Annotated in this window: 24 protein-coding genes; 15 read left to right on the top strand and 9 right to left on the bottom strand. The window is 65.8% G+C overall.

All coding sequences use genetic code 11. The features are described 5' to 3' along the window. A complete protein-coding gene (locus C444_RS00495; protein WP_004590085.1) occupies positions 1–630 on the top strand; it encodes a histidine phosphatase family protein in 630 nt (209 codons plus the stop codon). Between the two features lie 54 nt (positions 631–684). On the opposite strand, the gene larE is transcribed toward C444_RS00495, so the two are convergent. Next, positions 685–1,566 carry an ATP-dependent sacrificial sulfur transferase LarE gene (gene larE, locus C444_RS00490; protein ID WP_004590084.1) on the bottom strand — a complete coding sequence of 294 codons (882 nt, stop codon included), beginning with the start codon at positions 1,564–1,566 and terminating at the stop codon, positions 685–687. Between the two features lie 138 nt (positions 1,567–1,704). Between larE and C444_RS00485 the strand changes: the two genes are divergently transcribed. Together C444_RS00485 and C444_RS00480 are read left to right on the top strand one after the other, a co-directional pair. Next, complete coding sequence (locus tag C444_RS00485; protein ID WP_004590083.1) at positions 1,705–3,777, top strand: helix-hairpin-helix domain-containing protein; 2,073 nt, start codon at positions 1,705–1,707, stop codon at positions 3,775–3,777. Between the two features lie 94 nt (positions 3,778–3,871). Then, complete coding sequence (locus C444_RS00480; protein WP_004590082.1) at positions 3,872–4,999, top strand: ORC1-type DNA replication protein; 1,128 nt, start codon at positions 3,872–3,874, stop codon at positions 4,997–4,999. A gap of 48 nt (positions 5,000–5,047) precedes the next feature. On the opposite strand, the gene C444_RS00475 is transcribed toward C444_RS00480, so the two are convergent. The 3 genes from C444_RS00475 to C444_RS23200 form a co-directional block, all read right to left on the bottom strand. Continuing rightward, on the bottom strand, positions 5,048–5,545 hold the full coding sequence (locus C444_RS00475) for a hypothetical protein (protein WP_004590081.1): 498 nt from the start codon (positions 5,543–5,545) through the stop codon (positions 5,048–5,050). 119 nt (positions 5,546–5,664) lie between these two features. Continuing rightward, complete coding sequence (locus tag C444_RS00470) at positions 5,665–6,450, bottom strand: DUF7089 family protein (protein WP_004590080.1); 786 nt, start codon at positions 6,448–6,450, stop codon at positions 5,665–5,667. Continuing rightward, positions 6,451–6,546, bottom strand: a complete 96-nt coding sequence (locus tag C444_RS23200; protein ID WP_004590079.1) for a hypothetical protein — start codon at positions 6,544–6,546, stop codon at positions 6,451–6,453. 71 nt (positions 6,547–6,617) lie between these two features. Here C444_RS23200 and C444_RS00465 point away from each other — a divergent pair, with 71 nt between their 5' ends. Next, a complete protein-coding gene (locus C444_RS00465) occupies positions 6,618–7,004 on the top strand; it encodes a Rid family hydrolase (protein WP_004590078.1) in 387 nt (128 codons plus the stop codon). A 34-nt stretch (positions 7,005–7,038) separates the two neighbouring features. Here C444_RS00465 and C444_RS00460 read toward each other — a convergent pair whose 3' ends face one another. Next, entirely contained in the window at positions 7,039–8,508 is a 1,470-nt protein-coding gene (locus C444_RS00460) for an MATE family efflux transporter (protein ID WP_004590077.1), read from the bottom strand. An 84-nt stretch (positions 8,509–8,592) separates the two neighbouring features. Here C444_RS00460 and C444_RS00455 point away from each other — a divergent pair, with 84 nt between their 5' ends. Then, a complete protein-coding gene (locus C444_RS00455; RefSeq protein ID WP_004590076.1) occupies positions 8,593–9,039 on the top strand; it encodes a hotdog family protein in 447 nt (148 codons plus the stop codon). On the opposite strand, the gene C444_RS00450 is transcribed toward C444_RS00455, so the two are convergent. Continuing rightward, on the bottom strand, positions 9,029–9,274 hold the full coding sequence (locus C444_RS00450) for a ferredoxin (protein ID WP_004590075.1): 246 nt from the start codon (positions 9,272–9,274) through the stop codon (positions 9,029–9,031). The two genes, C444_RS00455 and C444_RS00450, sit on opposite strands and share 11 nt — an antisense overlap. A 115-nt stretch (positions 9,275–9,389) precedes the next feature. On the opposite strand from C444_RS00450, the gene C444_RS00445 reads away from it, so the two are divergent. From C444_RS00445 to C444_RS00425, 5 genes are all read left to right on the top strand, one after another. After that, the gene (locus tag C444_RS00445; RefSeq protein ID WP_004590074.1) at positions 9,390–11,792 is read left to right on the top strand and encodes an ATP-dependent DNA helicase; all 2,403 of its coding nucleotides are present in this window, start codon (positions 9,390–9,392) and stop codon (positions 11,790–11,792) included. After that, entirely contained in the window at positions 11,792–12,319 is a 528-nt protein-coding gene (gene cgi121, locus C444_RS00440) for a KEOPS complex subunit Cgi121 (protein ID WP_004590073.1), read from the top strand. The genes C444_RS00445 and cgi121 overlap by 1 nt, the downstream gene beginning before the upstream one ends. 38 nt (positions 12,320–12,357) lie before the next feature. Continuing rightward, a complete protein-coding gene (locus tag C444_RS00435) occupies positions 12,358–12,645 on the top strand; it encodes a hypothetical protein (RefSeq protein ID WP_004590072.1) in 288 nt (95 codons plus the stop codon). Beyond that, positions 12,642–13,946, top strand: coding sequence for an oxidoreductase (locus tag C444_RS00430; protein WP_004590071.1), 1,305 nt, complete (start codon positions 12,642–12,644; stop codon positions 13,944–13,946). Before C444_RS00435 ends, C444_RS00430 begins: the two co-directional genes overlap by 4 nt. 76 nt (positions 13,947–14,022) lie before the next feature. Further along, positions 14,023–14,865, top strand: a complete 843-nt coding sequence (locus C444_RS00425; protein ID WP_004590070.1) for an alpha/beta fold hydrolase — start codon at positions 14,023–14,025, stop codon at positions 14,863–14,865. A 1-nt stretch (position 14,866) separates the two neighbouring features. Here C444_RS00425 and C444_RS00420 read toward each other — a convergent pair whose 3' ends face one another. Further along, positions 14,867–15,412 carry a MaoC family dehydratase gene (locus tag C444_RS00420; protein ID WP_004590069.1) on the bottom strand — a complete coding sequence of 182 codons (546 nt, stop codon included), beginning with the start codon at positions 15,410–15,412 and terminating at the stop codon, positions 14,867–14,869. Between the two features lie 299 nt (positions 15,413–15,711). On the opposite strand from C444_RS00420, the gene C444_RS00415 reads away from it, so the two are divergent. From C444_RS00415 to C444_RS00395, 5 genes are read left to right on the top strand one after another with little or no spacing between them, the layout of a single operon-like run. Further along, on the top strand, positions 15,712–16,011 hold the full coding sequence (locus tag C444_RS00415) for an AbrB/MazE/SpoVT family DNA-binding domain-containing protein (protein WP_004590068.1): 300 nt from the start codon (positions 15,712–15,714) through the stop codon (positions 16,009–16,011). Between the two features lie 7 nt (positions 16,012–16,018). Further along, positions 16,019–16,576, top strand: a complete 558-nt coding sequence (locus tag C444_RS00410) for a hypothetical protein (protein WP_004590067.1) — start codon at positions 16,019–16,021, stop codon at positions 16,574–16,576. 45 nt (positions 16,577–16,621) lie between these two features. Further along, a complete protein-coding gene (locus C444_RS00405) occupies positions 16,622–17,167 on the top strand; it encodes a poly(R)-hydroxyalkanoic acid synthase subunit PhaE (protein ID WP_004590066.1) in 546 nt (181 codons plus the stop codon). Between the two features lie 3 nt (positions 17,168–17,170). Beyond that, positions 17,171–18,604 (top strand): poly(3-hydroxyalkanoate) polymerase subunit PhaC, encoded by a 1,434-nt coding sequence (gene phaC, locus C444_RS00400; RefSeq protein ID WP_004590065.1) that lies wholly within the window; start codon positions 17,171–17,173, stop codon positions 18,602–18,604. A gap of 39 nt (positions 18,605–18,643) precedes the next feature. Beyond that, a complete protein-coding gene (locus tag C444_RS00395) occupies positions 18,644–19,105 on the top strand; it encodes a TIGR00725 family protein (protein ID WP_004590064.1) in 462 nt (153 codons plus the stop codon). Positions 19,106–19,112: 7 nt separating this feature from the next. Here C444_RS00395 and C444_RS00390 read toward each other — a convergent pair whose 3' ends face one another. Together C444_RS00390 and thsA are read right to left on the bottom strand one after the other, a co-directional pair. Further along, entirely contained in the window at positions 19,113–19,337 is a 225-nt protein-coding gene (locus tag C444_RS00390) for a hypothetical protein (RefSeq protein WP_004590063.1), read from the bottom strand. A gap of 327 nt (positions 19,338–19,664) precedes the next feature. Beyond that, positions 19,665–21,347, bottom strand: a complete 1,683-nt coding sequence (thsA, locus tag C444_RS00385) for a thermosome subunit alpha (protein ID WP_004590062.1) — start codon at positions 21,345–21,347, stop codon at positions 19,665–19,667. Positions 21,348–21,349 lie beyond the last annotated feature (2 nt).

The following is a 21,349-nucleotide window of genomic DNA, read 5'->3' as shown; positions in this document are numbered from 1 at the left end:
ATGGGGACGCTGCTCGTGGCCCGGCACGGCGAGACGACGTGGAACCGCGACGGGCGCATCCAGGGGTGGGCCCCGAGTCGGCTGACCGAACAAGGACAGACGCAGGCCACAGCTCTCGGAACATGGCTCGGTGAGCGCTACGGCATTGACCGCGTCTTCGCGTCGGACCTCCGGCGCACACGCGAGACGGCCGCCGCGGTCGGCGACGGCTACGGTGGGTTACCCGACCCCGAGTTCGATACCGACTGGCGCGAGCGCGGCTTCGGCGTCGTGCAGGGCCTGTACGCCGAGGAACTGCTCGATGAGTTCCCCGACCACGACCGGGACGCGAGCGTCATCTCGCTCGATGCGGCCCCGGAGGGCGGCGAGGGTATCCCGACCTTCCGCGGGCGGGTCGAGTCGGCGTGGGACCGGGCGATCACGGCCACCGACGCCGGCGAGACGACGCTGGTGGTCACCCACGGCGGCGTCATCAAGGTCCTGCTGGCGAAGCTCACGGACAGCGACCCCGACGCGGCGCTGGCCGAGGACTCACAGCCGAACTGCGCCGTCAACGAGATTCGGCTCGGCGGGGACGAACCGGAACTGGTCGGCGAGGAACTGACCGGTTGGCGCGCGCTGTTGGACTGAGCGGGTACCGAGAACCTTGTTACTGTGCGGCCGGACAACTGTCGTTTCGCGGCCTCAGTCGACGGACGGATAGTCGGCGTCGAAAACGTTGCTGACAACATCTTCAGTCTCTTCTTCGGCCCCCTCCTCTGTCTCCGGGCTCACACTGCCGGTTTCGTACCCGTGGAGGTCGAGCGTCACGTGGTCGAAGCCACAGTCCTCGATGTGGTCGCGGGCGGTGCGGACGAAGTCAGGGTCGAGCGCGGTTTCGAGTTCCGCCTCGCCGACCTCGATGCGGGCGAGGCCGTCGTGGTCGCGCACGCGGAACTGCTCGAAGCCCCACGTCCGCAGGAGGCGTTCGGCCTTCTCGACGCGGGAGAGCCGTTCTTCGGTCACTTCGAGGCCGGTCGGAATCCGCGAGGAGAGACACGCCATCGAGGGCTTGTCGGCGACCGAAAGATCGTACTCGTGAGCGATTTCACGGACCTCGGATTTCTCGATGTTATGTTCCAGTAGCGGTGAGTAGGCGTCCAGTTCCTCGACGGCGCGCAGGCCGGGGCGGTGGCCCTCGCCCACGTCGGAGGCGTTCGTCCCATCACACACGACGTCTATGTCGAGTTCACGGGCACGGTCGTACATTGCGCCCAGCCGCATCGACCGGCAGTGGTAACACCGCATGTCGTCGTTCTGGATGAACTCGTCGCTGTCGAGCTCGGAGAACTCCACGATCTCGTGGCGGATGCCGATCTCCTCGGCGACGCGGGTGGCGTCCGTAAGCTCTGCGGCGGGGAGCGTCTCAGATTTGGCAGTACAGGCGATGGCGTCGTCGCCGAGGGCATCGTGGGCCAGCGCGGCGACGACACTCGAATCGACACCACCGGAGAAGGCGATCAGCACGCCGTCTCGCGATTCGAGGTCTTCGCGGGCGGCCGTTAGCTTCTCCGAAACAGCAGACATGGGACTTCCTTCTCGGCGGAGCGCAAAAACGCCTTCGCGTTCGGTGTTCGGCTGGGGGCGCTCCGGCGGCAGTGAACCGATGGTCGCGTCCGGCGCGGGCGACGGGTTTTTTCTCGCTGGCGTCGAATGAGCGGGCAGATGGAGCTCGAATCGGTTCCGGGGGTCGGGGCGAAGACAGCCGCGGCGCTCCGGGAGCTAGACGACCCGGAGGCGGCACTCCGGGACGGCGACGTGGCGTCGCTCGCGCGCGCACCGGGCATAAGCGAGGGTCGGGCCGCCCGCATCGCTCGCGGTGCGATCCGGGCCGAACATGACGACCCCGGTGGGTTCACCGCAACGAAACGCGCCCGGGAGATCCACGAGGACGCGCTGGCGCTGCTGACCGACCGGACGGTGACCGACTACGCCGCGAAGCGGCTGGAGACGATCTATCCCAGCGGCGTCCGTAGCCGTATCGAGGAAGTCCGCTCGTTCGCCGAGTCGGCGATGGCCCGCGAGCCCGACCCGGCAGTTCTCGACGCCCTCTCGGCTGTCGAACCACTGGCCCAACCCGGCGACGTGCGGGTCCGTGACCGCTGTCTGGCGACCCGCGACGCCGAGCGCTACGCCGACGCACAGGCCGCGATCCCGGAGGTCAGCGTCGAGGTCGTCGACGACGCCCGCCAGTTGGCTGAACTCGCACGTTCGTACTCGACGGTCGTCGCGCTGGACGAGGCCTTCGCCGGCGTCGACATCGAGGGCGACGTGCGGGTGGAACCGAACGCGTTGGAGGAGCCCGAATCTGTCGTGCCCGAGCGCGTGCTCACATTTTTCGCCCGCAACCGCGACCGGATACGGGCCGCCGCGGAGGTCCACTGCGTCGCCGACCTCGACGCGCCGTGTGACCTGGAGACGCTCCTATCGGCGCTGGACCAGCTCGACGAGGACGGCAGCGTCACCGGCGACGAGGAGCTCGACCGGCTCACCACCGCCGTCGACGACCTCGATGCGGCGGTGTCCACGGCCGAGAGCGTCGCCAACGACCACCTCCGCGAGGCCATCGAGGAGCAGGACGTGACCATCGAAGGGACGGACCTGCTGTCGCTGGTCGAACGCGGGGCGGGCGTCGACTCGTTGCTCCAGCGGGAACTGGCCGACGAGTACGCCGCGGCTGTCGAGAAGGCCCGCGACCACCTCGTCGACGCGCTGGCGCTCCGGGACATGGAGGCGACGGCGCGCCGGGCGTTTCCCGACGAGCCCGCCTATCCCGTCGAACACAGCGAAGACGTCGTCGCCCGCCTCCGCGAGGAACTCACCGCCGCACGCGATCAGCGAGCGACCCGCCGGAAGCAGGAGCTGGCCGACGACCTGGCCGAGATGCGCGAGGCTGCCGCGGCGCTGGTCGACGCCGCGCTGGAACTCGACGTGGAGCTGGCGATAGCCCGTTTCGCCGACGACTTCGACTGCACGATGCCCGAGGTGACCGAGTCCGAGGGCGTCGCCATCGAGGGCGGCCGCTCGCCGCTGCTGGATGTTCCCTTTGACGAAGTCGAGCCAGTCGACTACGCCGTCGAAGGCGTAACGGTCCTCTCAGGCGTCAACAGCGGTGGGAAGACCTCGACACTCGACCTCGTGGCGCTGGTGACGACGCTGGCGCACATGGGCCTGCCCGTTCCCGCGGCGTCGGCCCGTATCGGTCGGATTTCCGAATTCCACTACCACGCCAAGACCCAGGGGACGCTCGACGCCGGTGCGTTCGAAGCGACGTTGCGGGAGTTCGGGGACCTGGTCGCCGACGTGGACCATCGGTCAGCGGCGGCAGCGGACGGGGCACCTGCTGACGGCGATGCGACCGCGGACGGCGACGGGCCGGCGGCCGGGACCGACGACCGGCCGGTGATGGTACTGGTCGACGAACTCGAATCGATCACCGAGCCCGGTGCCAGCGCGAAGATCATGGCGGGCATCCTCGAAGCGCTGGGCGAACGGCAGGCCACGGCCATCTTCGTTTCACACCTCGCACGCGACATCCGCGAGGCCGCCGAAACCGACATCAGCATCGACGGCATCGAGGCGAAGGGGCTGAAAGACGGCGAGCTGCGCGTCGAGCGCTCCCCGGTCAAGGGAAAGCTCGCCCGCTCGACGCCGGAGCTCATCGTCGAGAAGCTCGCCGACGACGGTGCCGACGATGCCGATGGGTTCTATAGCGACCTGCTCGGGAAGTTCGAGTAGCGACGGCCAGCGAAACCGTGGGGCCTCGCGCACCTGTCACTGCTCGTGAAGCTGTGGCAAATGGTTAAGTGCGCCGCGAAGCTCGGTGAAAGTGATGAGCGACGATCCCGAGGACCGGATGCTCGGCTGGGACGAGTCCGTCTTTCGGGACGAACACGTCTTCGAGATCGACTGGCTCCCGGAGACGTTCAAACACCGGGACACCCAGATGGAGACGCTGAAGTACGCGCTCCGGCCGGCCGTCCGGGGGTCGCGCCCGCTCAACGTCATCGCCCGCGGGCCGCCCGGAACGGGGAAGACGACGGCCGCTCAGATCCTCTTCGACGAACTCACCGCCCAGACGGATGTCAAAACCGTTCGGGTGAACTGCCAGATGGACTCGACGCGCTATGCCGTCTTCTCCCGCCTGTTCGCCGAGATTTTCGACTACGAACCGCCCTCGTCTGGCATCTCCTTCAAGAAGCTGTTCTCCCAGATTACGGATAAACTGGTCGAGGAAGACGAGGTACTCGTCGTCGCCCTCGACGACGTGAACTACCTGTTCTACGAGAGCGAGGCCAGCGACACGCTGTATTCGCTGCTGCGCGCCCATGAGGCCCACTCCGGCGCGAAAATCGGCGTCATCTGCGTCTCCTCGGACCTCGAACTGGACGTCATCGACGCGCTCGACACACGCGTCCAGTCCGTGTTCCGGCCCGAGGAGGTGTATTTCAACCCGTACGGCCAGGCCGAAATCGCAGATATCCTGGGTGAGCGCGCCGACCGGGGGTTCAACGAGGGCGTGGTCGGCCCCACGGTGCTTGACCGCGTCGCCGAACTGACAGAAGAGCAGGGCGGTGACCTCCGGGTCGGTATCGACCTCCTGCGCCGGGCCGGGATGAACGCCGAGATGCGCGCCTCACGCTCCGTCGAAACCGAGGACGTCGAGGAAGCCTACGACAAGTCCAAATACGTCCACCTCTCCCGCCGGCTGCGGGAACTATCGGACTCAGAAACGGCGCTCGTGGAGGTCATCGCCGCCCACGATGGCCAGCAGGCCGGCGACATCTACGACGCCTTCTCAGAGCAGACGGACCTCGGATACACGCGCTACTCCGAGATCATCAACAAGCTCGATCAGCTCGACATCATCGACGCCGACTACACCAATGTTGAGGGTCGCGGTCGGTCCCGCGAGCTGACGCTCAACTACGACGCCGACGCGGTGCTTGAGCGGCTGTAAGACGCTGTATTCTGGCGTAAACGCAGAGAATCGCGGGGCCGAACGGTCTCAGGCGCGACCGTTCAGCGGACAGACGAAGAAGTTCGGCGGGCCGAAGCCGGGCCGACCGAGACTCGTCTCGATGTAGTCGGCGTCGAGGACGGCCGTGTCGTCCGTGACCGGGGCGTCCTCGTTGAACGCCTCGATGTCCGTCACCTCGGCACTGAAGTGGGTCCACTGGCCACCGTTCCAGTCACGGTCACCGGGGGCCGATTCAGAGACGAACGGGGACAGCTGGCCCGCGTTCACGTTCTCGTTGGCCGTAATCGGGTCGCTGCCGTCGTGGAGGAAATATATCCTGTCCTCGGGGTCCGGTCGCTCGTCGAGGACGTGCACGACGTTCGTGCGCCACAACACGTCGTCGGCGTAGACGCGACCGAACTGTTTGCCGTTGTCGTTGCCTGCACCGGCGGCCGCGGTGCCGGTGGCACCCACGCCGACCGCGGCCATCGTGAGGGCCCCGGTCGCGCGAAGGAGTCGTCGTCGGGTCGGAGTGGGCTCGTCCATGTGCTCTCGGGAGGGTGACCTCCCGACTGGGACGACGTGAGGCGGGTAAAAGGCCGTTTTTCGAAGTATCGACTGAGTTCGTTCCGGGTTCGAACCGACTCTCTTCCAATTTCGCCCCCTCAGTCCATCTTCTCGAAGGTTGTCTCGGCCCACTGGACAGCGTAGTCAGCGCCATGTTCTAGATAGGCGTCGGTGTCAAGCGCGTCGAAGGGCGCGGGCAGGCCAAGCCCGTGTTTGATACCGCTACAGGCGAGTTCGGCGGCCGCGGCGAATTCCGTCTGCCCCTGTGCAATCTCGCTCGGGAGGTCGCCGAGGCGGGGCTGCAGTCGCTCGCCCGCGTCCTCCCACGCCGCGTATAGGTCCGGGTAGTCGCCGGCCCAGCCGGTGAACTCTACCCGAGTCTGTCGTCCGAGATACGCGGTGTATAGGGCTGCTGCGAGCTGGTACCGTGCGTTCGCGTCGAGGTAGTCCTCGGTCGCGGTCACGAACGCCGGGTACTGATCGCGGAAAAAGCCAAGGAAATGCTCGGGTTCGTCGAGGCTGACCTCGACGAGCGCCTCGGCGACGAGAAACGAGACGAAGTCATCCGGCGAGGTCTCTAGCCGCGGCTTGACGAACACGCAGGGCGGCACCGTCTGGCGAGTCCAGGCGACGCCGCCGTCGCCCGGCATCCCGATGGTGAGATTCTTCCCGATGTACTCCTGTAGCACTTCTGGCGCTGTGGTCGGGAGCCACGCACCGTCGTAGGAAATCTGATCGAGGCTGTCGGTCACCAGCAGCAACTCTTCCGCGACTGCGGGGTCGAGCGTCTCGAAATCGCGGTCACAGTTCAGTACGAGCGCCTCCGGGGCGTAGGCCTCACGTACTGCCGGCAGCTCGCCGGTCAGTGAACGCTCGGTGAACATCTACGCCGAGAACAGGACGAGGTTGATGACGATGCCGATTGACAGCAGCGCTGACGCGCCGATGGTTCCGAGGACGATTTTCGTGGCCTTGCTCATGCCAATGGGTATCTCGGGCCGGACATTAAAACTTGAGAAACGACTTTCGGGCCCCGCTCCGACCCCTGGGTATGCGCCGCGAACGCGTCTCGACGGGTACATCCTGGGAACAGCAGGTCGGCTACTCACGGGCGATACGTGCGGGTGACACCGTCCGCGTCGCCGGCACCATCGCCACCGACGAGGACGGCGAGGTCGTCGCGCCGGGCGATCCCTACGAACAGACGAAACACGCCTTCGGCATCGCCGCGGACGCGCTGGCGGGCCTCGACGCCGCTATCGCGGACGTGGTCCAGACACGGATGTACGTTACCGACATCGACGACCAGGAGCGGGTCGGCGAGGCCCACAGCGAGTTCTTTGACGACGTGCGCCCTGTGGCGACGATGGTCGAAGTGAGCGGGCTGGCGACGCCGGACGCCGTCGTCGAGGTCGAAGCCGTCGCACAGGTCGAGTGAGCGGTCGTCGGCGGTCCGGAGACGGGCGGCAGCGTCAGTCGTCGGCCGTACCGACGCCCGACCGCCTGGCGACGTCGCGCCACCCGCCGGACCAGAACCGGCCCGCGTTGACCGCGGCCTTCAGGTAGAAGTCGCCCACGAGCGCGGCGAAGATCGCGGGCAGTCCGAGCCCGAGTCCCGGCGAGACGGCGATACCGAGGACCGGAACCGTCACGACGAACGACGACGGGAGGGCGAGGGCGGCCACCGGGAGCCGGTAGCAATAGCCGCCCAAGAACGTGCCGTACAGCGGCCAGCGTGTGTCGCCGGCCCCGCGAAGGCTGCCCCGCATTGTCCGGGAGATAGAGAAGCCGGCGACGAGCAGGCCGAACACCCGGACGAACGCCGCTGCCAGGTCGGGATAGGCGGTCCCGAACAGGGCGACGATGGGGCGGGCGAAGGCCACGAGCAGGACCGCCGCCACGATCTGGACGGCGAGCGCTACGCGAAGCGTCTGCCAGCCGTAGGCGGTCGCCTCTCCTTCGTCACCGGCCCCCAGCGACTGCCCGACCAGCGTCGACGCGGCGGTCGCGTACCCCCACGCTGGCATCAGCGCGAGCAGCATCACCCGGCGGCCGATGGCGTAGGCCGCGAGCGTCGGCGTTCCCAGCACGCCCAGGATGAACAGGAACGGGAAGCGGGCGAACGTCTGAAGCAGCCGCATCCCGGACAGCGGGAGAGCGACGCGGACGATTTCACGCATGAGGCCGGCGCTGAACTGCGTCCCGCCGGGGCGGAGCGTGACGACGTAGCGCCCGGACAGCAACAGTCCGAGGAAGATCGCCGCCGCGAGCGTGTTCGCGATGGTCGTCCCCCACGCCGCGCCGGCGATGCCGAGTTCTGGGAACGGGCCGACGCCGAAGATGAGGACGGCGTTGAGCAGGACGTTCGTCGGCAGCGTCAGCAGGCGGACGTACATCGGCGTTTTCGTGTCGGCGCTGCCGGCCAGCGCGCGGGCGGCGACCATGCTCCAGAACCGCGGGGCCAGCGACAACATCACGATGGCGAGATACGTCGCGCCCAGACGAATCGTCGTCGAGTCGTCTGTGAGGACTCCCACGAGTAGCTCCGGATAGCGCCAGCAGACCGCCGACAGCGGAACGGAGACGAGCAGTGCAATCCACAGCGACTGCTTGACGGCGAGGTTCGCCCGCTCGGGCCGGTCAGCCCCCTGGAGCCGTGAGACGACGCTGATCGTCCCGGAGGAGACCGCAAGCGAGAGCCCGAACCCGACGAAGTAGTACTGGAAGCCGAGTTCGAGGCCGGCGATGGCCGCGTCACCGAGCGCTAAACCGACCATCAGGAAGTCGGCGAGGCGCAGCAGGATGCGGAGGCCGCCCGTGACCATCACCGGTGCGGCGAGGTCGGTCGCAGTCGTTGCCTTCTCTCTATCGACGAGGCCTGCACTGGCTAGCAATGCGGGGAACGCAGTCAGAAGACGGCGGAGGGGACCACCAGTCGACATCGCTCTGACCTGAGGTGCCCAGCCTCCTGTGGGTTTCGGGACGAGGCCGTGGCTTTTTGCTGCAAAGCGCCGACAACCCAGCATATGCCTCCCGTCGAAGTCGGTGAGACGTTCACCGAGACGCGGACGTTCCGGCCCGAAGACGTCGACCAGTTCGCCGCCCTCTCCGGCGATGACCAGGCCCGCCACACGGAGCCCGACGCCGAAGGTCGGCGGATGGTCCAAGGGCTGCTCACCGCGTCACTGCTGACCAGCATCGGCGGCGACCTCGAAGTGCTCGCCTCACGGATGGAGCTGCAGTTCCAGCGTCCGGTGTACACCGGCGAGACACTGGTCTGTGAACTGGCGGTGGCAAGCGTCGACCCACGGACGGACGGCGGCGTCGATATCGTCGGTGACGTAACCGTCCAGCGCGTCGACCGCGGCGATGAAACCGAGCAGGCCGACACGGCGGCCGCGGACTCGGCTGTCGGCGACGCCGTCGGCACCGTTGTACTCGAAGCGACTGTCGAAGGACTAATCAGGGAATGAGCTGTTCGCCGTCGTCGTCGTAGATCGTGATGGCGTCGACCGGACAGGACCGGGCCGCGAACTTCGCGTCCAGTTCGGCGTCGTCGGGCACGTCTCGGACGAACACGTCCGCATCGGTTTCCTCGCTGTCCGCCAGCACCGCCTTGCCGGCGTCCTCGTCGCGCTCGAAGGCGTCCCACTCCGCGACACACTGGAACATGCCGATACAGGTGTCGTAGTCGTACTCGACTCGCATACCACGTCTTGGCCGCTCGCGGGCAAAGGCGTTCCCCTCGGCGATTGACCCGGGAGCGTGGCGAGGCGGTTGCAGTGCGACAGTTTAAATCGGGCCAGGACCCAAGCGAGGTGTAATGGACGTTGCGGACCTGCCGGGCGTGCCCGAGTGGCTCCCGGACCACCTGCGCGACGACGGTATCGAGGAGCTGTACCCGCCCCAGGCCGAGGCCGTCGAGGCCGGCGTCACCGAGGGGGAGAACCTGGTCGCGTCGATTCCGACGGCGAGCGGGAAGACCCTTATCGCCGAGCTAGCGATGCTCTCCTCGGTCGCCCGCGGCGGCACGGCGCTGTACATCGTTCCGCTGCGGGCGCTGGCCAGCGAGAAGCAGGCCGACTTCGAGGAGTTCGAACAGTACGGCCTCGACATCGGCGTCTCGACAGGGAACTACGAGTCGGAGGGGGGATGGCTCGCGGACAAAGATATCGTCGTCGCCACCAGTGAGAAGGTGGACTCGCTTGTCCGGAACGACGCCCCCTGGATAGAGGACCTCACCTGCGTCGTCACCGATGAGGTCCACCTGGTCGATGACGGCGAGCGGGGGCCGACATTGGAGGTGACGCTGGCGAAGCTCCGCCGGCTCAACCCCGACCTGCAGACCGTCGCGCTGTCGGCGACCATCGGCAACGCGGAGGCGCTGGCGACGTGGCTCGACGCGGGGCTCGTCGACTCGGACTGGCGGCCAATCGACCTCCAGAAGGGGGTCCACTACGGGCAGGCGCTGCATCTCGAAGACGGGAGTCAGCAGCGGCTCTCGGTGCAGAACAACGAGAAACAGACGGCGGCTATCGTCCGTGATACGCTGGAGGACGACGGCTCGACGCTGGTGTTCGTCAACTCCCGGCGCAACGCCGAGGCGGCGGCGGGCCGGCTTGCCAACACCGTCCGACCCCACCTCACCGACGAGGAGCGGGCCCAATTGGCCGATATCGCCGAGGAGATACGGGACGTGAGCGACACGGAGACAAGCGATGACCTCGCGGACGCCGTCGCGGACGGGGCGGCGTTTCACCACGCCGGCCTCTCGCGGGGCCATCGCGAACTTGTCGAGGACGCCTTCCGGGACCGGCTCGTGAAGGTCGTCTGTGCGACGCCGACGCTCGCGGCCGGGGTCAACACGCCCTCCCGGCGCGTCGTGGTCCGCGACTGGCGGCGCTACGACGGTTCGGCCGGCGGGATGGCCCCGCTCTCGGTGCTCGAAGTCCACCAGATGATGGGGCGGGCCGGCCGCCCGGGACTCGATCCCTACGGCGAGGCGGTCCTCATCGCCTCCAGCCACGACGAGGTGGACGAGCTGTTTGAGCGCTATGTCTGGGCCGACCCGGAACCGGTCCGGTCGAAACTCGCGGCCGAGCCGGCGCTACGGACCCACATCCTCGCGACGGTCGCTTCCGGTTTCGCCCGTTCCCGCGAGGGACTGCTTGAGTTCCTCGAACAGACGCTGTACGCCAGCCAGACCGACGAGGGCGGCCAGCTCGAACGGGTCGTCGACGACGTGCTTACGTACCTTCAGCGGAACGACTTCCTCGAAATCGAGGGCGGCGAACTCGACGCCACTTCGCTGGGCCACACCGTCTCGCGGCTCTATCTGGATCCGATGAGCGCCGCCGAAATCGTCGACGGCCTCCGGGACTGGGAGCGGGGAGCCAGCGACAGTACGTCGGCAAGTGGAGCGCCGTCTGAGACGCCCCCGGAACCGCCGGCTGACAGCGGATTCACCACGGCAAGTGAACTGGCCGAGGACGCTGACGAGAGCGCCGACGCCGACAGGGACCCGGACGACATCTCCGCGCTGGGCCTGTACCACCTCGTCTCGCGGACGCCGGACATGTACCAGCTGTACCTCCGCTCGGGCGACCGGGAGGAATACGAGATGGAGCTGTTCGAGCGCGAGGACGAGCTGCTGGGCCCCACGCCCTCGGAATTCGAGGAGGGTCGCTTCGAGGACTGGCTCTCGGCGCTGAAGACCGCCCGCCTGCTCGAAGACTGGGCGACGGAGGTCGACGAGGCCACCATCACGGAGCGATACGGGGTCGGCCCGGGCGACATTCGTGGGAAAGTCGAAACCGCCCAGTGGCTGCTGGGGGCCGCTGAATCGCTGGCCAGTGAGGTCGATCTGGACGCCGCCCGGGCCATCAGCGAGGCCCGCATTCGCGTCGAACACGGCGTCCGCGAGGAACTGGTCGACCTGGCCGGCGTCCGCGGCGTCGGCCGCAAGCGCGCACGACGGCTGTTTCAGGCCGGCATCACCGACCGCGCACAGCTCCGGGACGCGGACAAAGCCGTCGTGTTGGCGGCGCTCCGGGGCCGCCGGAAGACGGCCGAAAACGTCCTCGAAAGCGCCGGCCACCGTGACCCGTCGATGGAGGGCGTCGAGCCCGCGCCCGACGTGTCTGTTGACCTTGACGACGGTGAAGATGGGGACACGAACGCCGAATCGACAGCCAATGATGACCAGTCGAGTCTGGGTGATTTCTGATGCGGGTCGTCGAAGGCACTGCTGAAATCGACGACGTGGGGGCGTTCGTGGCGACGCTCAGTGCAATCGGCGATCGCCACGGCGTCACGGTGCAGGCGTTCGACGCCCGATACGTCGTAGACCGCGCCCATCTCGAACTGGCCGTCGAACTCGCGACCCGGGCCCACGACCGGGGCGACGCCATCGCGGAGGATTTCGGCGTCGAAATCCTGCTGTACGCGGCCGGCCGCCGTCAAATCAACCGCGCGCTGACGATGGGCGTCAGCGAGGGGACCTGCCCCGTCGTCGCCGTCATCGTCGACCACGACCGGACGGATACTCACGTAGGAAAAAGCCAACAGAACGGTATTGAGGCAGCTAAAGACGACGTTCGCGAGGAGCTTACGACGACGTCCACCTTGGGCGAGTACAACGCCGACCGCATCCGGGCCTTTTTCGACGTGACGGACACTGAACTCGACGCGACGGCCGGGGGCCTTCCCGACGCCGTTCGGGAGCGTGTGGCGTTGCTCCCGGTCGAGAAGTAACGGCAGTATTTTTGTCGACGGATATGCTAGTGTTGCACATGGATCCACAGCGGACGGCACGGCAGCGGGCCAGCGAGCGCGCCCGCCGGGTCGAGGCGACGGTCGACCGCACCACCGGCGGGGCCGCGTACCCGGTCCGCGTGGAGGAACTGGCAGATGAGTACGGCAGCGCCGCCCCACCCGCAGAGGATCTTTCGGCCGCAATCGAGCGGAGTACCGACGGCGAGTTCGACTCGCCGACGGAAGTCCGGGCGGCCATCCAGCAGGTGACACCACAGGATAGCGCCCGCACCGAGGCGACGTTCGACGAGCGCGAGCAGTCGTGACCGCGCTGGAGACGCCGCTGCAGATCGGTGGCGTCGAGGTCCCCAACCGGCTGTATCGCGCACCGGTACTGGAGTGTGCGGGCAACGGCGAGGCCGCCGTCGACACACTTATCGACGAACTCGAACCGACGGCGGCCACGGGTGTCGGCCTCCTCTTCCAGGGGGCGAGCATCGTCACCGACCGTGGTGGCTGTGCCGCGCCGAACATGACGCGGGTTCACGACCCGGCCTTCGTCGAGCGACTCGAACGGCTCACCGGGGCGATTCACGACCACGGCGGTCGCATTTTCCTGCAACTGGCCCATGGCGGCCTCCGGAGCATGGCGACGTGGCATGCCGAGTACCGCCGCCAGCACCCGGATCAGCGCCAGCTTGCTGTCAGCCGTCCGCCGTGGCAGCTCCGGGCGCTGGACCGGGCTGGGCTGATTTCGCTGCAGCCGGACGTGCTCTCGACGAGCGAGGTATGGGAACTGGCCGAGCAGTTCGGGCGCTGTGCTGGCTACGCCGTCGACGCGGGCTACGACGGCATCCACCTCTCGGCGGCGAACATGAGCATAATCCAGCAGTTCCTCTCGCCGTTCTACAACCGCCGGAGCGACGAGTTCCGGGACGGCGTTCGGTTCCTCGAAGCAATCCACGACGCCGTTCGAGAACACGCCGGCAATGTCCCACTGGTCACGAAAGTTCCAGCCGAGACCGCTGCGCCGAGTTTCGTTCGACGGCATCTTTCCCGGAGAGATGGCGTGGCCATTGCGACCCGAGCGGCGGCCATCGGCTATGACGGCCTCGTTCCGGTTGAGGTGTCCCCGTTCTGGGACATGAGTATCGTCCGCGGCGCGTTCCCGGACCGAGCCTGGGATGCCAGTGACCTACAGGACGACTACGCGGCGGTCTTCGGTAGCCGACTTCGAGCGCGTGCTGTTCGATTGCTCAATCAACTGCAGGCTCGACGTTTCGGCCGCGACCCAGGCTGGAACGCCGACTTCTGCCGGGCTGTCCGCGAGCGTGTGGACGTGCCGGTCCTGCTAGAGGGCGGGCTTCGGACGCGGGCCGACTGCGACCGGTTTCTCGGAGCGACCGGAACGACCGCTGCCGCCGACGCGGTCGGGATGGCCCGTCCGTTCTACGCCGAACCGCGACTCGGCGCGCGCCTGCTCGCCGGTGCGGACGCGCTGTGTGAGAGCTGTAACAACTGTACTGTGCCGCAAGTCACCGGCGAACCGGGCCGCTGTCGGACGCCGGCTATCGTTCGCGAGCAGGCCCGACTCCGACGAGATGGTGCCTACGAGCGAACCGAGTGACCGCCCTCGGATACCGCGGCCGTCGTCATTGAGTCGATACAAAGGCTCATACGCGCTCGGTCCCGAACGAACGCCGATGACCACAGGGATTTCGTCCGAACGCGTCGAGCTGTCCGTCGACGGCGAGGACGTCGATATTCACTACCGGACCGGCGGCGAGGGGCCGCCGATGGTGTTTCTCCACGGTATCGGGCTGGACGCCGCGACCGTCTCTTGGCGACACGCACTGCCCGCACTTGCGCCGGAGCGAACGGTGTATGCACTCGATTTGCCGGGCCACGGCGACAGCGACAAGCCCGACCGCGCGTACACGACCGACTACTACCTGGAGACCCTTGCCGAGTTCATCGATGCGCTCGGCATCGAAGAACCCGCGTTAGCCGGCCTCTCGATGGGCGGTGCAATCGCGCTCGGTCACGCGCTCGATGGCGGCCCCGTCGAGCGACTGGTGTTAGTCGACAGCTACGGGCTGGGAGCCGATGCCTACTGGCGCACAGCGGCCAGTAGCGTCTTGCAGACGCCGATATTCGGCAACATGCTGTGGCAGGGCGTCGGGTCGTCCCAGTCGGCGATCAGAAACAGTCTCCGAAGTATGGGTCCCGGAGAGCCGCCCCAGCAACTGGTCGAGGACATCGACAGCGTCGTCGATCGACAGACCGTCCGGGCGATGCGGCGCTGGCAGCGCAGCGAGTTCCGGTGGTGTGGCTTTCGAACGGACTACTCCGACCGGCTAACTGAGATAGACGTGCCGACGATGCTGATTCACGGGGCCGTCGACCCGCTGCTCCCCCGTCGGTGGTCCGAGCAGGCGGCTGGAACGGTTACTGATAGCACACTGAAGATCTTCGAGAACTGCGGGCACTGTCCGCCGCGGGAACATCCCGACCGTTTCAACCGGGCCGTTCAGGCGTTCTGCTGAGTTATTCCGGCAGGTCGTCGATGAGGACGACCGCTTCGCCGTCGATGACAACTTCATCGGCAACGAGGACGCGCGTAGTCAGGCGATACTGTTCGTCGCCAAGGTCCTCGACGATCTCACATTCGGCAGTGAGTCGGTCGCCGATACGGACCGGGTTGTGGAACTCCAGATCCTGCGAGAGGTAGATCGTCAGCCCAGGTAGCCGCGCCAGCGCCGCACTGATGAGGCTCCCGACGAGCGTTCCGTGGGCGATACGGCCACGGAAGCGTGTCTGCTCCGCGAACTCGTCGTCTAAGTGAAGCGGGTTCGTGTCGCCGCTCGCGGCGGCGAACTGTTGCACGTCGTTTTCCGAGATTGTCTTCGTGAAATCGACGTGGTCGCCGACGCCGAGGCGGCCCGGGTGGTCTTCGGAGATCGAGACGTGCCATTCCGGGAGGTCTTCGTCCGGTTCGATACGGTCTGCGGGCGTTACGCCGTTCTCATCCTCCTGCTGGACGCCAAACGCGGCGAACGCTGCCCGGTTAGCTGCGACGACGCTGTTGAACATATGTGACGATGTTTCAGTCCATGTGTCTAACAGCGGGTTTCGTGGCGATTCAGAACTCATCTGTTCTGGTAGTTTATTGGTCGGAGTATTAAACCTTGGTGTTGGTTTCGTCTCAGTTGTCGGTACACGCCGTCTAACGGGCGTCAGACGCGTATTTGGGTTGCAGTTATCGGTGCTGCAGGGCGTAGCATGCCCATCGACGCTCCTGAACGGCTAATACCATCTTTTGCCATTCAATGGTATTCAATGGTGTTCAGCGGAAGGTTTATACTGTTGAGGAGCGAACATGTAGTTGACCGATGGCCGACGAGGATGATGGCCTGATGTGGCCTCCGATGTTCAAGGGGATGCAACAGGCGAGCGAGAACGCGATGGAACAGCAACAGCAGCTGATGAAACAGATGTTCGCCAACGGTGGCATGCCGAGTTTCGATATGAATCAGCTCGGTGCCATGAGTCAGATGGCGACGTTCAAGACCCGCGTACAGAGCGGGGGTCGGATCAGCATCCCCGATGCGGAGCGAGAGGCGCTGGGCATCGACGAAGGCGATATCGTTCAAGCCGTCGTCCTCCCGGTCACTAACAACAACAGCGAGTAATCCAACAATGGTAGACTACACAACCCCCGTCACGACAGCGTTCGAGATGCAGCGTGCCACGATTGAGCAGAGCCAGAAGGCGCTCGAACAGAGCGTTTCCTTCCAACAGAACGTCAACAGTGCGGTCATCGATAGCCTCGACACGCAGGAGTCGGCACAGCGCCGCGGTGTCGAGCTCCAGCAGACCGCGTTCCACAGCTATCTCGACGCGATGGCGTCGACGATGCCCGGCATGACCGAAACCGTCGAGCAGATCCGCGAGACCGTCGACGAGCAGTTCGACTTCCTGCTCGAGAACCACGCCGAGGTCTTCGACAACATGGAAACCGAACTGGAAGAGGGTGTCGACACCTACGACGAGATGACTGACGAGTACGTCACGGCCGTCAACGAGCAGGTCGACATGCTCGTCGAGGCCCACGAGGAACTCGAAGCGCAGTCCGTCGAGGCCGCCGAACAGTTCGGTGAGCAGCTCGAAGAAGTGCAGGAACAGGTCGAGGAAATTCAGGAGCAGGTCGAGGAAGTGCAGGCCGAAGCCGCCGACGCTGTCGACGTCGAAGCGTAAGAACGACAGTCGGTTTTTTTGTGCGCCCGCCGCCGAGGTACTATTATGAGTAATCCAAACAACATTCAGGAGGAATGGACGGAGATGGTTGAGGAGATGAACAACGCGGTCGCTGACTCGATGGAGCAGAACATGAAGGCCCAGGCGGCCTTCGTGGAGTCGTGGGCCGATGCCGTCGAGGATACGATCCCGGAGCAAGAGGACCTTGCCGACGGGATGGACGGCTACAACCGCGCCTACGAGGAGTGGATCGACGCTGCCGAGCAGATGGTCGAACGCTCGACCGACGCCGCACAGGGCGAGGACGTCGACCCCGCCGAGTTCCGTGACATCTGGCTGCAGTCCGCCAACGAGGCGTTCAAACACGTCATGGGCACCTCCGCATTTGCGGCCGCGAACGGCCAGCTCGTCGAGTCGATGATGGAGATGCAACAGGAAGCGGACGACCTGAGCCAAGACACGCTGGAACAGCTTGGGTTCCCAACGCGAAACGACGTCGACGAGATCGGCGAGCGCCTCATCGAACTGGAGCGCCGCCAGCACGCGGTCGAACAGAAGCTCGACCGCATCCTCGAACACCTGGAAGAGTAACCCATGTCCAGCAACCCTTTCAACCCGTTCGAGGCCGCGCTCAACTGGCAGCGCAAGACGCTTGAGAACATGACTGACGCCGCCGAGACCAGTCAGATCGCCGGCGAGCGCCTGGAGCTGATGGAGTCCGTCGAAGTCGGCCAGACGCCGAGCGAGGTCGTCTACGAGGAGAACAAGCTCGAACTCCTCCATTACGACGCGGAGGCCGCCGGCATCGAAGTCGCCGAGGCGGACAAGGAAGCCGTTCCGATCCTCATCGTCTACGCGCTGATCAACCGGCCGTACATCCTCGACCTGCAGGAGGAGCGGTCGGTCGTCCGACGCCTGCTGGAGGCGGGCCACGACGTGTACCTCATCGACTGGAACGAGCCCTCGCGGCTCGATCAGCACCTCACACTCGACGACTACGTCAACCGCTACATGGACAACTGCGTCGACGTAGTCCGCGAGCGGTCCGGCCAAGACGCGATCAACATCCTCGGCTACTGTATGGGCGGCACGATGTCGGTGATGTACTCCGCGCTCCACAAGGAGAAAGTCAATACCCTGGGCCTGATGGCTGCCGGGCTATGCTTCGATCACACCGGCGGCGTCCTCGAAGAGTGGGGCTCTGAGGAGTACTACTCCCCGCAGGACGTCGTCGACACGTTCGGCAACGTCCCCTCGGATATGCTCGATATCGGGTTCGCGCTGATGGATCCGGTCGAGAACTACGTCACGAAGTACATCCGGTTCGCGGAGAACATGGAGAACGAGGGCTTCGTCGAGAACTTCGGCCGCATGGAGCGGTGGCTCGGCGACGGCATCGACGTGGCCGGTGAGGCCTACGTTCAGTTCCTCGAAGACGTGTACCAGGACAACAAACTATACAAGAACGAACTGGAACTCAACGGCAAGCACGTCGACCTGGACAACATCGACATGCCTGTCCTCCAGCTCATGGGTGAGTACGACCACCTTATCCCGCCGGAGGCCTCCAAGCCGTTCAACGACGTCATCGCTAGCGACGATACCCGGACCATCGAGTTCTCGACGGGCCACATCGGCCTCTCCGTCTCGTCGTCGACCCACGCTGACCTCTGGCCCGAGGTCGCCAAGTGGTACTCCGAGCGCAGCAAAGGGAGCGAGGAAGTCGATATCGAGGTCGAATCCCCCGAAGCGGCTGGAGACGACGCGGTAGACCAGTCGGAACTCACCGACATCGACGTCGACGCGACTGACGATGTCGATGCCGACGCTACCGAGGACAAAGACGATTCGACCGACGAACCCGTCGATGTCGATTCCGTCTCCGGCATCGGCCCGACATACGCCGATCGGCTGCACGACGCCGGCATCCACAGCGTTGCAGACCTGGCTGACTACGACGCGGCCGAACTGGCCGACATCGCCGAGACAACCGAGTCCCGCGCGCAGGACTGGCTCGACCAGCTGTAATCCGGCGCTGTTTTTCTGTTTCCCGCTGCACGACCAGCCATGCGCGTTTCGGTCATCGGCGGCTCGACAGTTACCGACGAACAGTACCAGCAGGCACGGGAGGTCGGGCGACGACTCGGTGAGCATGGCCACGATGTGGTCTGTGGCGGTCTCTCCGGCGTGATGGAAGCCGCCTGCCGCGGCGCAAGCGAGGCCGGCGGTCACACCATCGGTATCTTGCCCGGCGAGCGTCGGGCTGCCGCGAACGACTACGTCGAAACGGTGATAGTGACCGAGATGGGCAATGCCCGGAACGTCCTCGTCGTGATGAACGGTGCGGCCGTAATCGCTGTTGACGGTGGCACCGGGACGCTCTCGGAACTCGGCCACGCGCTCGACATGGGCCGGCCCGTCGCCGGTCTGGGAACCCACCGTCTGGACAGCGCGGCTGGCGGCGACGCCATCGCACACGTTGAGACGCCCGCCGAGGCCGTCGAATACGTCGAGTCCGCCGTGCAGTAGCTCGCTGTCAGTCGAGTATCCGTTTCAGTACTGCCGCAACGACGAGATTCCCCACGCCGAGCAGCCTGACCCGGCGACGGGCCCCGTCCTGTGGCGTAAACTCTACCGACAGTACCCAGCGATAGCCAAGCCGCGCCAGCGACAGTAACAGTCCCGGAACGAGTACATGTAGCACGCCCGCCAGCGCCGTTCCAGTCCACAGCAGTCGCCGTTCAGCCCGTGTCAGGTCCATACCGATTCAAGGGGGCGCGTCGGTTTGACCGTGGCGTCTGCTTGTGATATGTCTGCTTCATACTCGGGCTAGCCGTTTGGATTGAGGCCACTACTCAAACAGCGTCGACACTAACCCAGATTGACGATAGAAAATATAGAACCGCGGTGATTGTCGCTTTAATCGACGAGTAGGGCAAGCATCCGGCGCGCGAAGCGCGCCGGTTCAATCGCAGCGAGTGACTACCGCGCCGCGAAGCGGCGCGACAGGAACGAGCAGCGATTTTTCCCCACGTTTTTGCCTGAACGAGCGCCGCGAAGCGGCGCGAGTGAAGTGCAAAAAGTGGTTTTACATCATGCCGCCCATACCGCCGCCCATGCCGCCCATGCCGCCGCCCATTCCGCCGGGCGCGCCGCCTGGGCCGCCAGGTCCGCCTTCGTCCTCGTCGTCGTCGCCCTGGCCACCCTTGAGGTCGCCAGCAGCGATGACATCATCGATACGGAGGATCATGACGGCTGCTTCGGTTGCGCTTTCGACAGCCTGGGTCTTGACACGGAGCGGCTCGACGACGCCGTCCTCTTCCATGTCGACGACCTCGCCGGTGTAGGCGTCAAGCCCGGAGGTGACTGCGCCACCGTCGTGCTTGCTGCGGAGGTCGACCAGCGAGTCGATCGGGTCGAGACCGGCGTTCTCGGCGAGGGTGCGCGGGATGACGTCGATGGCGTCGGCGAACGCTTCGACGGCGAGCTGTTCGCGGCCACCGACGGAGTCGGCGTGGTCTCGGAGACCGAGGGCGAGCTGCGTCTCGGGGGCACCGCCGCCGGGCAGGACCTTGCCGTCCTCCAGCGTGGCGGCGACGACGCCGAGCGAGTCCTCGATGGCGCGCTCGACTTCGTCGACGACGTGTTCGGTGCCGCCGCGGAGAATCATCGTGACAGCGCGGGCGTCCTCGACGTCCTCGACGAAGATGCGCTCGTCGCCGGCGATGTCCTTCTGGGCGACGGAGCCGGCGAAGCCGAGGTCGTCGGCTTCGATGTCATCGATGTTCGAGATGATGCGCGCGCCGGTCGAGCGCGAGAGCGCTTCGATGTCGGACTTCTTGGCGCGGCGCACGGCCAGGATGCCTTCCTGGGCGAGGTAGTGCTGGGCCATGTCGTCGATGCCCTTCTGGCAGAAGACGACGTCAGCACCGGCTTCTTTGAGCTTGTCGACCATCTCCTTGAGCTGTTTCTCTTCCTGGTCGAGGAACTGCTGGAGCTGGTCGGGGTCGGTGACGTTGACCTCGGTGTCGAGCTCCGTTTCCGGAACCTCGATGGCCGTGTCGAGCAGGGCCACGTCGGCGTCCTCGACGGCGAAGGGCATGTTGTCGTGGACGCGCTCCTTGTCCACGATGACGCCCTCGACGAGCTCGGATTCGTCGGTCGCGCCGCCGACGACGGTTTCGAGCTGGATGTTGTCGGTGTCGACGGTGCCGTCGTCGTCGACGACGGACTGAGCGGCACGCACGACGAGTTCGGCGAGGACGTCCTTGGAGGACTCCGCGCCCTTGCCGGTCATCGCGGTCGCGGCGACCTTCTCGAGGGTCTCCGTGTCGTCGGCCGCGACGTCGATGGCGTTGTCTTCGAGGATCTCCTTGGCTTTCTCGGCGGCCTGGCGGTATCCCTGGGCCAGGATGCTGGCGTGGATGTCCTGGTCGAGGAGTTCCTCGGCCTTCGAGAGGAGTTCGCCGGCCATGACGACCGCCGTGGTCGTGCCGTCGCCCACTTCGTCTTCCTGGGTCTGGGCGACCTCGACGATCATGTTGGCGGCGGGGTGCTCGATGTCCATCTCGTCGAGGATGGTGACGCCGTCGTTCGTGACGACGACCGAGCCCGAGTTGTCGACGAGCATCTTGTCCATGCCCTTCGGACCCAGTGTCGTCCGAACGGCCTCGGCGACGGCCGTCCCGGCCGTGATGTTCATCGACTGCGCGTCCTTTCCGGATGTCCGCTGGGACTCCTCGGAAAGTACAATCATGGGCTGGTTGCCCATCT

Source organism: Haloarcula japonica DSM 6131 (genome assembly GCF_000336635.1).
GTDB classification, from domain to species: Archaea; Halobacteriota; Halobacteria; order Halobacteriales; family Haloarculaceae; genus Haloarcula; species Haloarcula japonica.
The sequence above is the reverse complement of the archived record's forward strand: the minus strand, read 5'-3'. Positions and strand labels throughout refer to the sequence as shown.

Bases quoted from the DNA above. Each gene is read 5' to 3' on its own strand.
- C444_RS00495 (WP_004590085.1), top strand. From the start codon at position 1: ATGGGGACGCTGCTCGTGGCCCGGCACGGCGAGACGACGTGGAACCGC.
- larE (WP_004590084.1), bottom strand. From the start codon at position 1,566: ATGTCTGCTGTTTCGGAGAAGCTAACGGCCGCCCGCGAAGACCTCGAA.
- C444_RS00485 (WP_004590083.1), top strand. From the start codon at position 1,705: ATGGAGCTCGAATCGGTTCCGGGGGTCGGGGCGAAGACAGCCGCGGCG.
- C444_RS00480 (WP_004590082.1), top strand. From the start codon at position 3,872: ATGAGCGACGATCCCGAGGACCGGATGCTCGGCTGGGACGAGTCCGTC.
- C444_RS00475 (WP_004590081.1), bottom strand. From the start codon at position 5,545: ATGGACGAGCCCACTCCGACCCGACGACGACTCCTTCGCGCGACCGGG.
- C444_RS00470 (WP_004590080.1), bottom strand. From the start codon at position 6,450: ATGTTCACCGAGCGTTCACTGACCGGCGAGCTGCCGGCAGTACGTGAG.
- C444_RS23200 (WP_004590079.1), bottom strand. From the start codon at position 6,546: ATGAGCAAGGCCACGAAAATCGTCCTCGGAACCATCGGCGCGTCAGCG.
- C444_RS00465 (WP_004590078.1), top strand. From the start codon at position 6,618: ATGCGCCGCGAACGCGTCTCGACGGGTACATCCTGGGAACAGCAGGTC.
- C444_RS00460 (WP_004590077.1), bottom strand. From the start codon at position 8,508: ATGTCGACTGGTGGTCCCCTCCGCCGTCTTCTGACTGCGTTCCCCGCA.
- C444_RS00455 (WP_004590076.1), top strand. From the start codon at position 8,593: ATGCCTCCCGTCGAAGTCGGTGAGACGTTCACCGAGACGCGGACGTTC.
- C444_RS00450 (WP_004590075.1), bottom strand. From the start codon at position 9,274: ATGCGAGTCGAGTACGACTACGACACCTGTATCGGCATGTTCCAGTGT.
- C444_RS00445 (WP_004590074.1), top strand. From the start codon at position 9,390: ATGGACGTTGCGGACCTGCCGGGCGTGCCCGAGTGGCTCCCGGACCAC.
- cgi121 (WP_004590073.1), top strand. From the start codon at position 11,792: ATGCGGGTCGTCGAAGGCACTGCTGAAATCGACGACGTGGGGGCGTTC.
- C444_RS00435 (WP_004590072.1), top strand. From the start codon at position 12,358: ATGGATCCACAGCGGACGGCACGGCAGCGGGCCAGCGAGCGCGCCCGC.
- C444_RS00425 (WP_004590070.1), top strand. From the start codon at position 14,023: ATGACCACAGGGATTTCGTCCGAACGCGTCGAGCTGTCCGTCGACGGC.
- C444_RS00420 (WP_004590069.1), bottom strand. From the start codon at position 15,412: ATGTTCAACAGCGTCGTCGCAGCTAACCGGGCAGCGTTCGCCGCGTTT.
- C444_RS00415 (WP_004590068.1), top strand. From the start codon at position 15,712: ATGGCCGACGAGGATGATGGCCTGATGTGGCCTCCGATGTTCAAGGGG.
- C444_RS00410 (WP_004590067.1), top strand. From the start codon at position 16,019: ATGGTAGACTACACAACCCCCGTCACGACAGCGTTCGAGATGCAGCGT.
- C444_RS00405 (WP_004590066.1), top strand. From the start codon at position 16,622: ATGAGTAATCCAAACAACATTCAGGAGGAATGGACGGAGATGGTTGAG.
- phaC (WP_004590065.1), top strand. From the start codon at position 17,171: ATGTCCAGCAACCCTTTCAACCCGTTCGAGGCCGCGCTCAACTGGCAG.
- C444_RS00395 (WP_004590064.1), top strand. From the start codon at position 18,644: ATGCGCGTTTCGGTCATCGGCGGCTCGACAGTTACCGACGAACAGTAC.
- C444_RS00390 (WP_004590063.1), bottom strand. From the start codon at position 19,337: ATGGACCTGACACGGGCTGAACGGCGACTGCTGTGGACTGGAACGGCG.
- thsA (WP_004590062.1), bottom strand. From the start codon at position 21,347: ATGGGCAACCAGCCCATGATTGTACTTTCCGAGGAGTCCCAGCGGACA.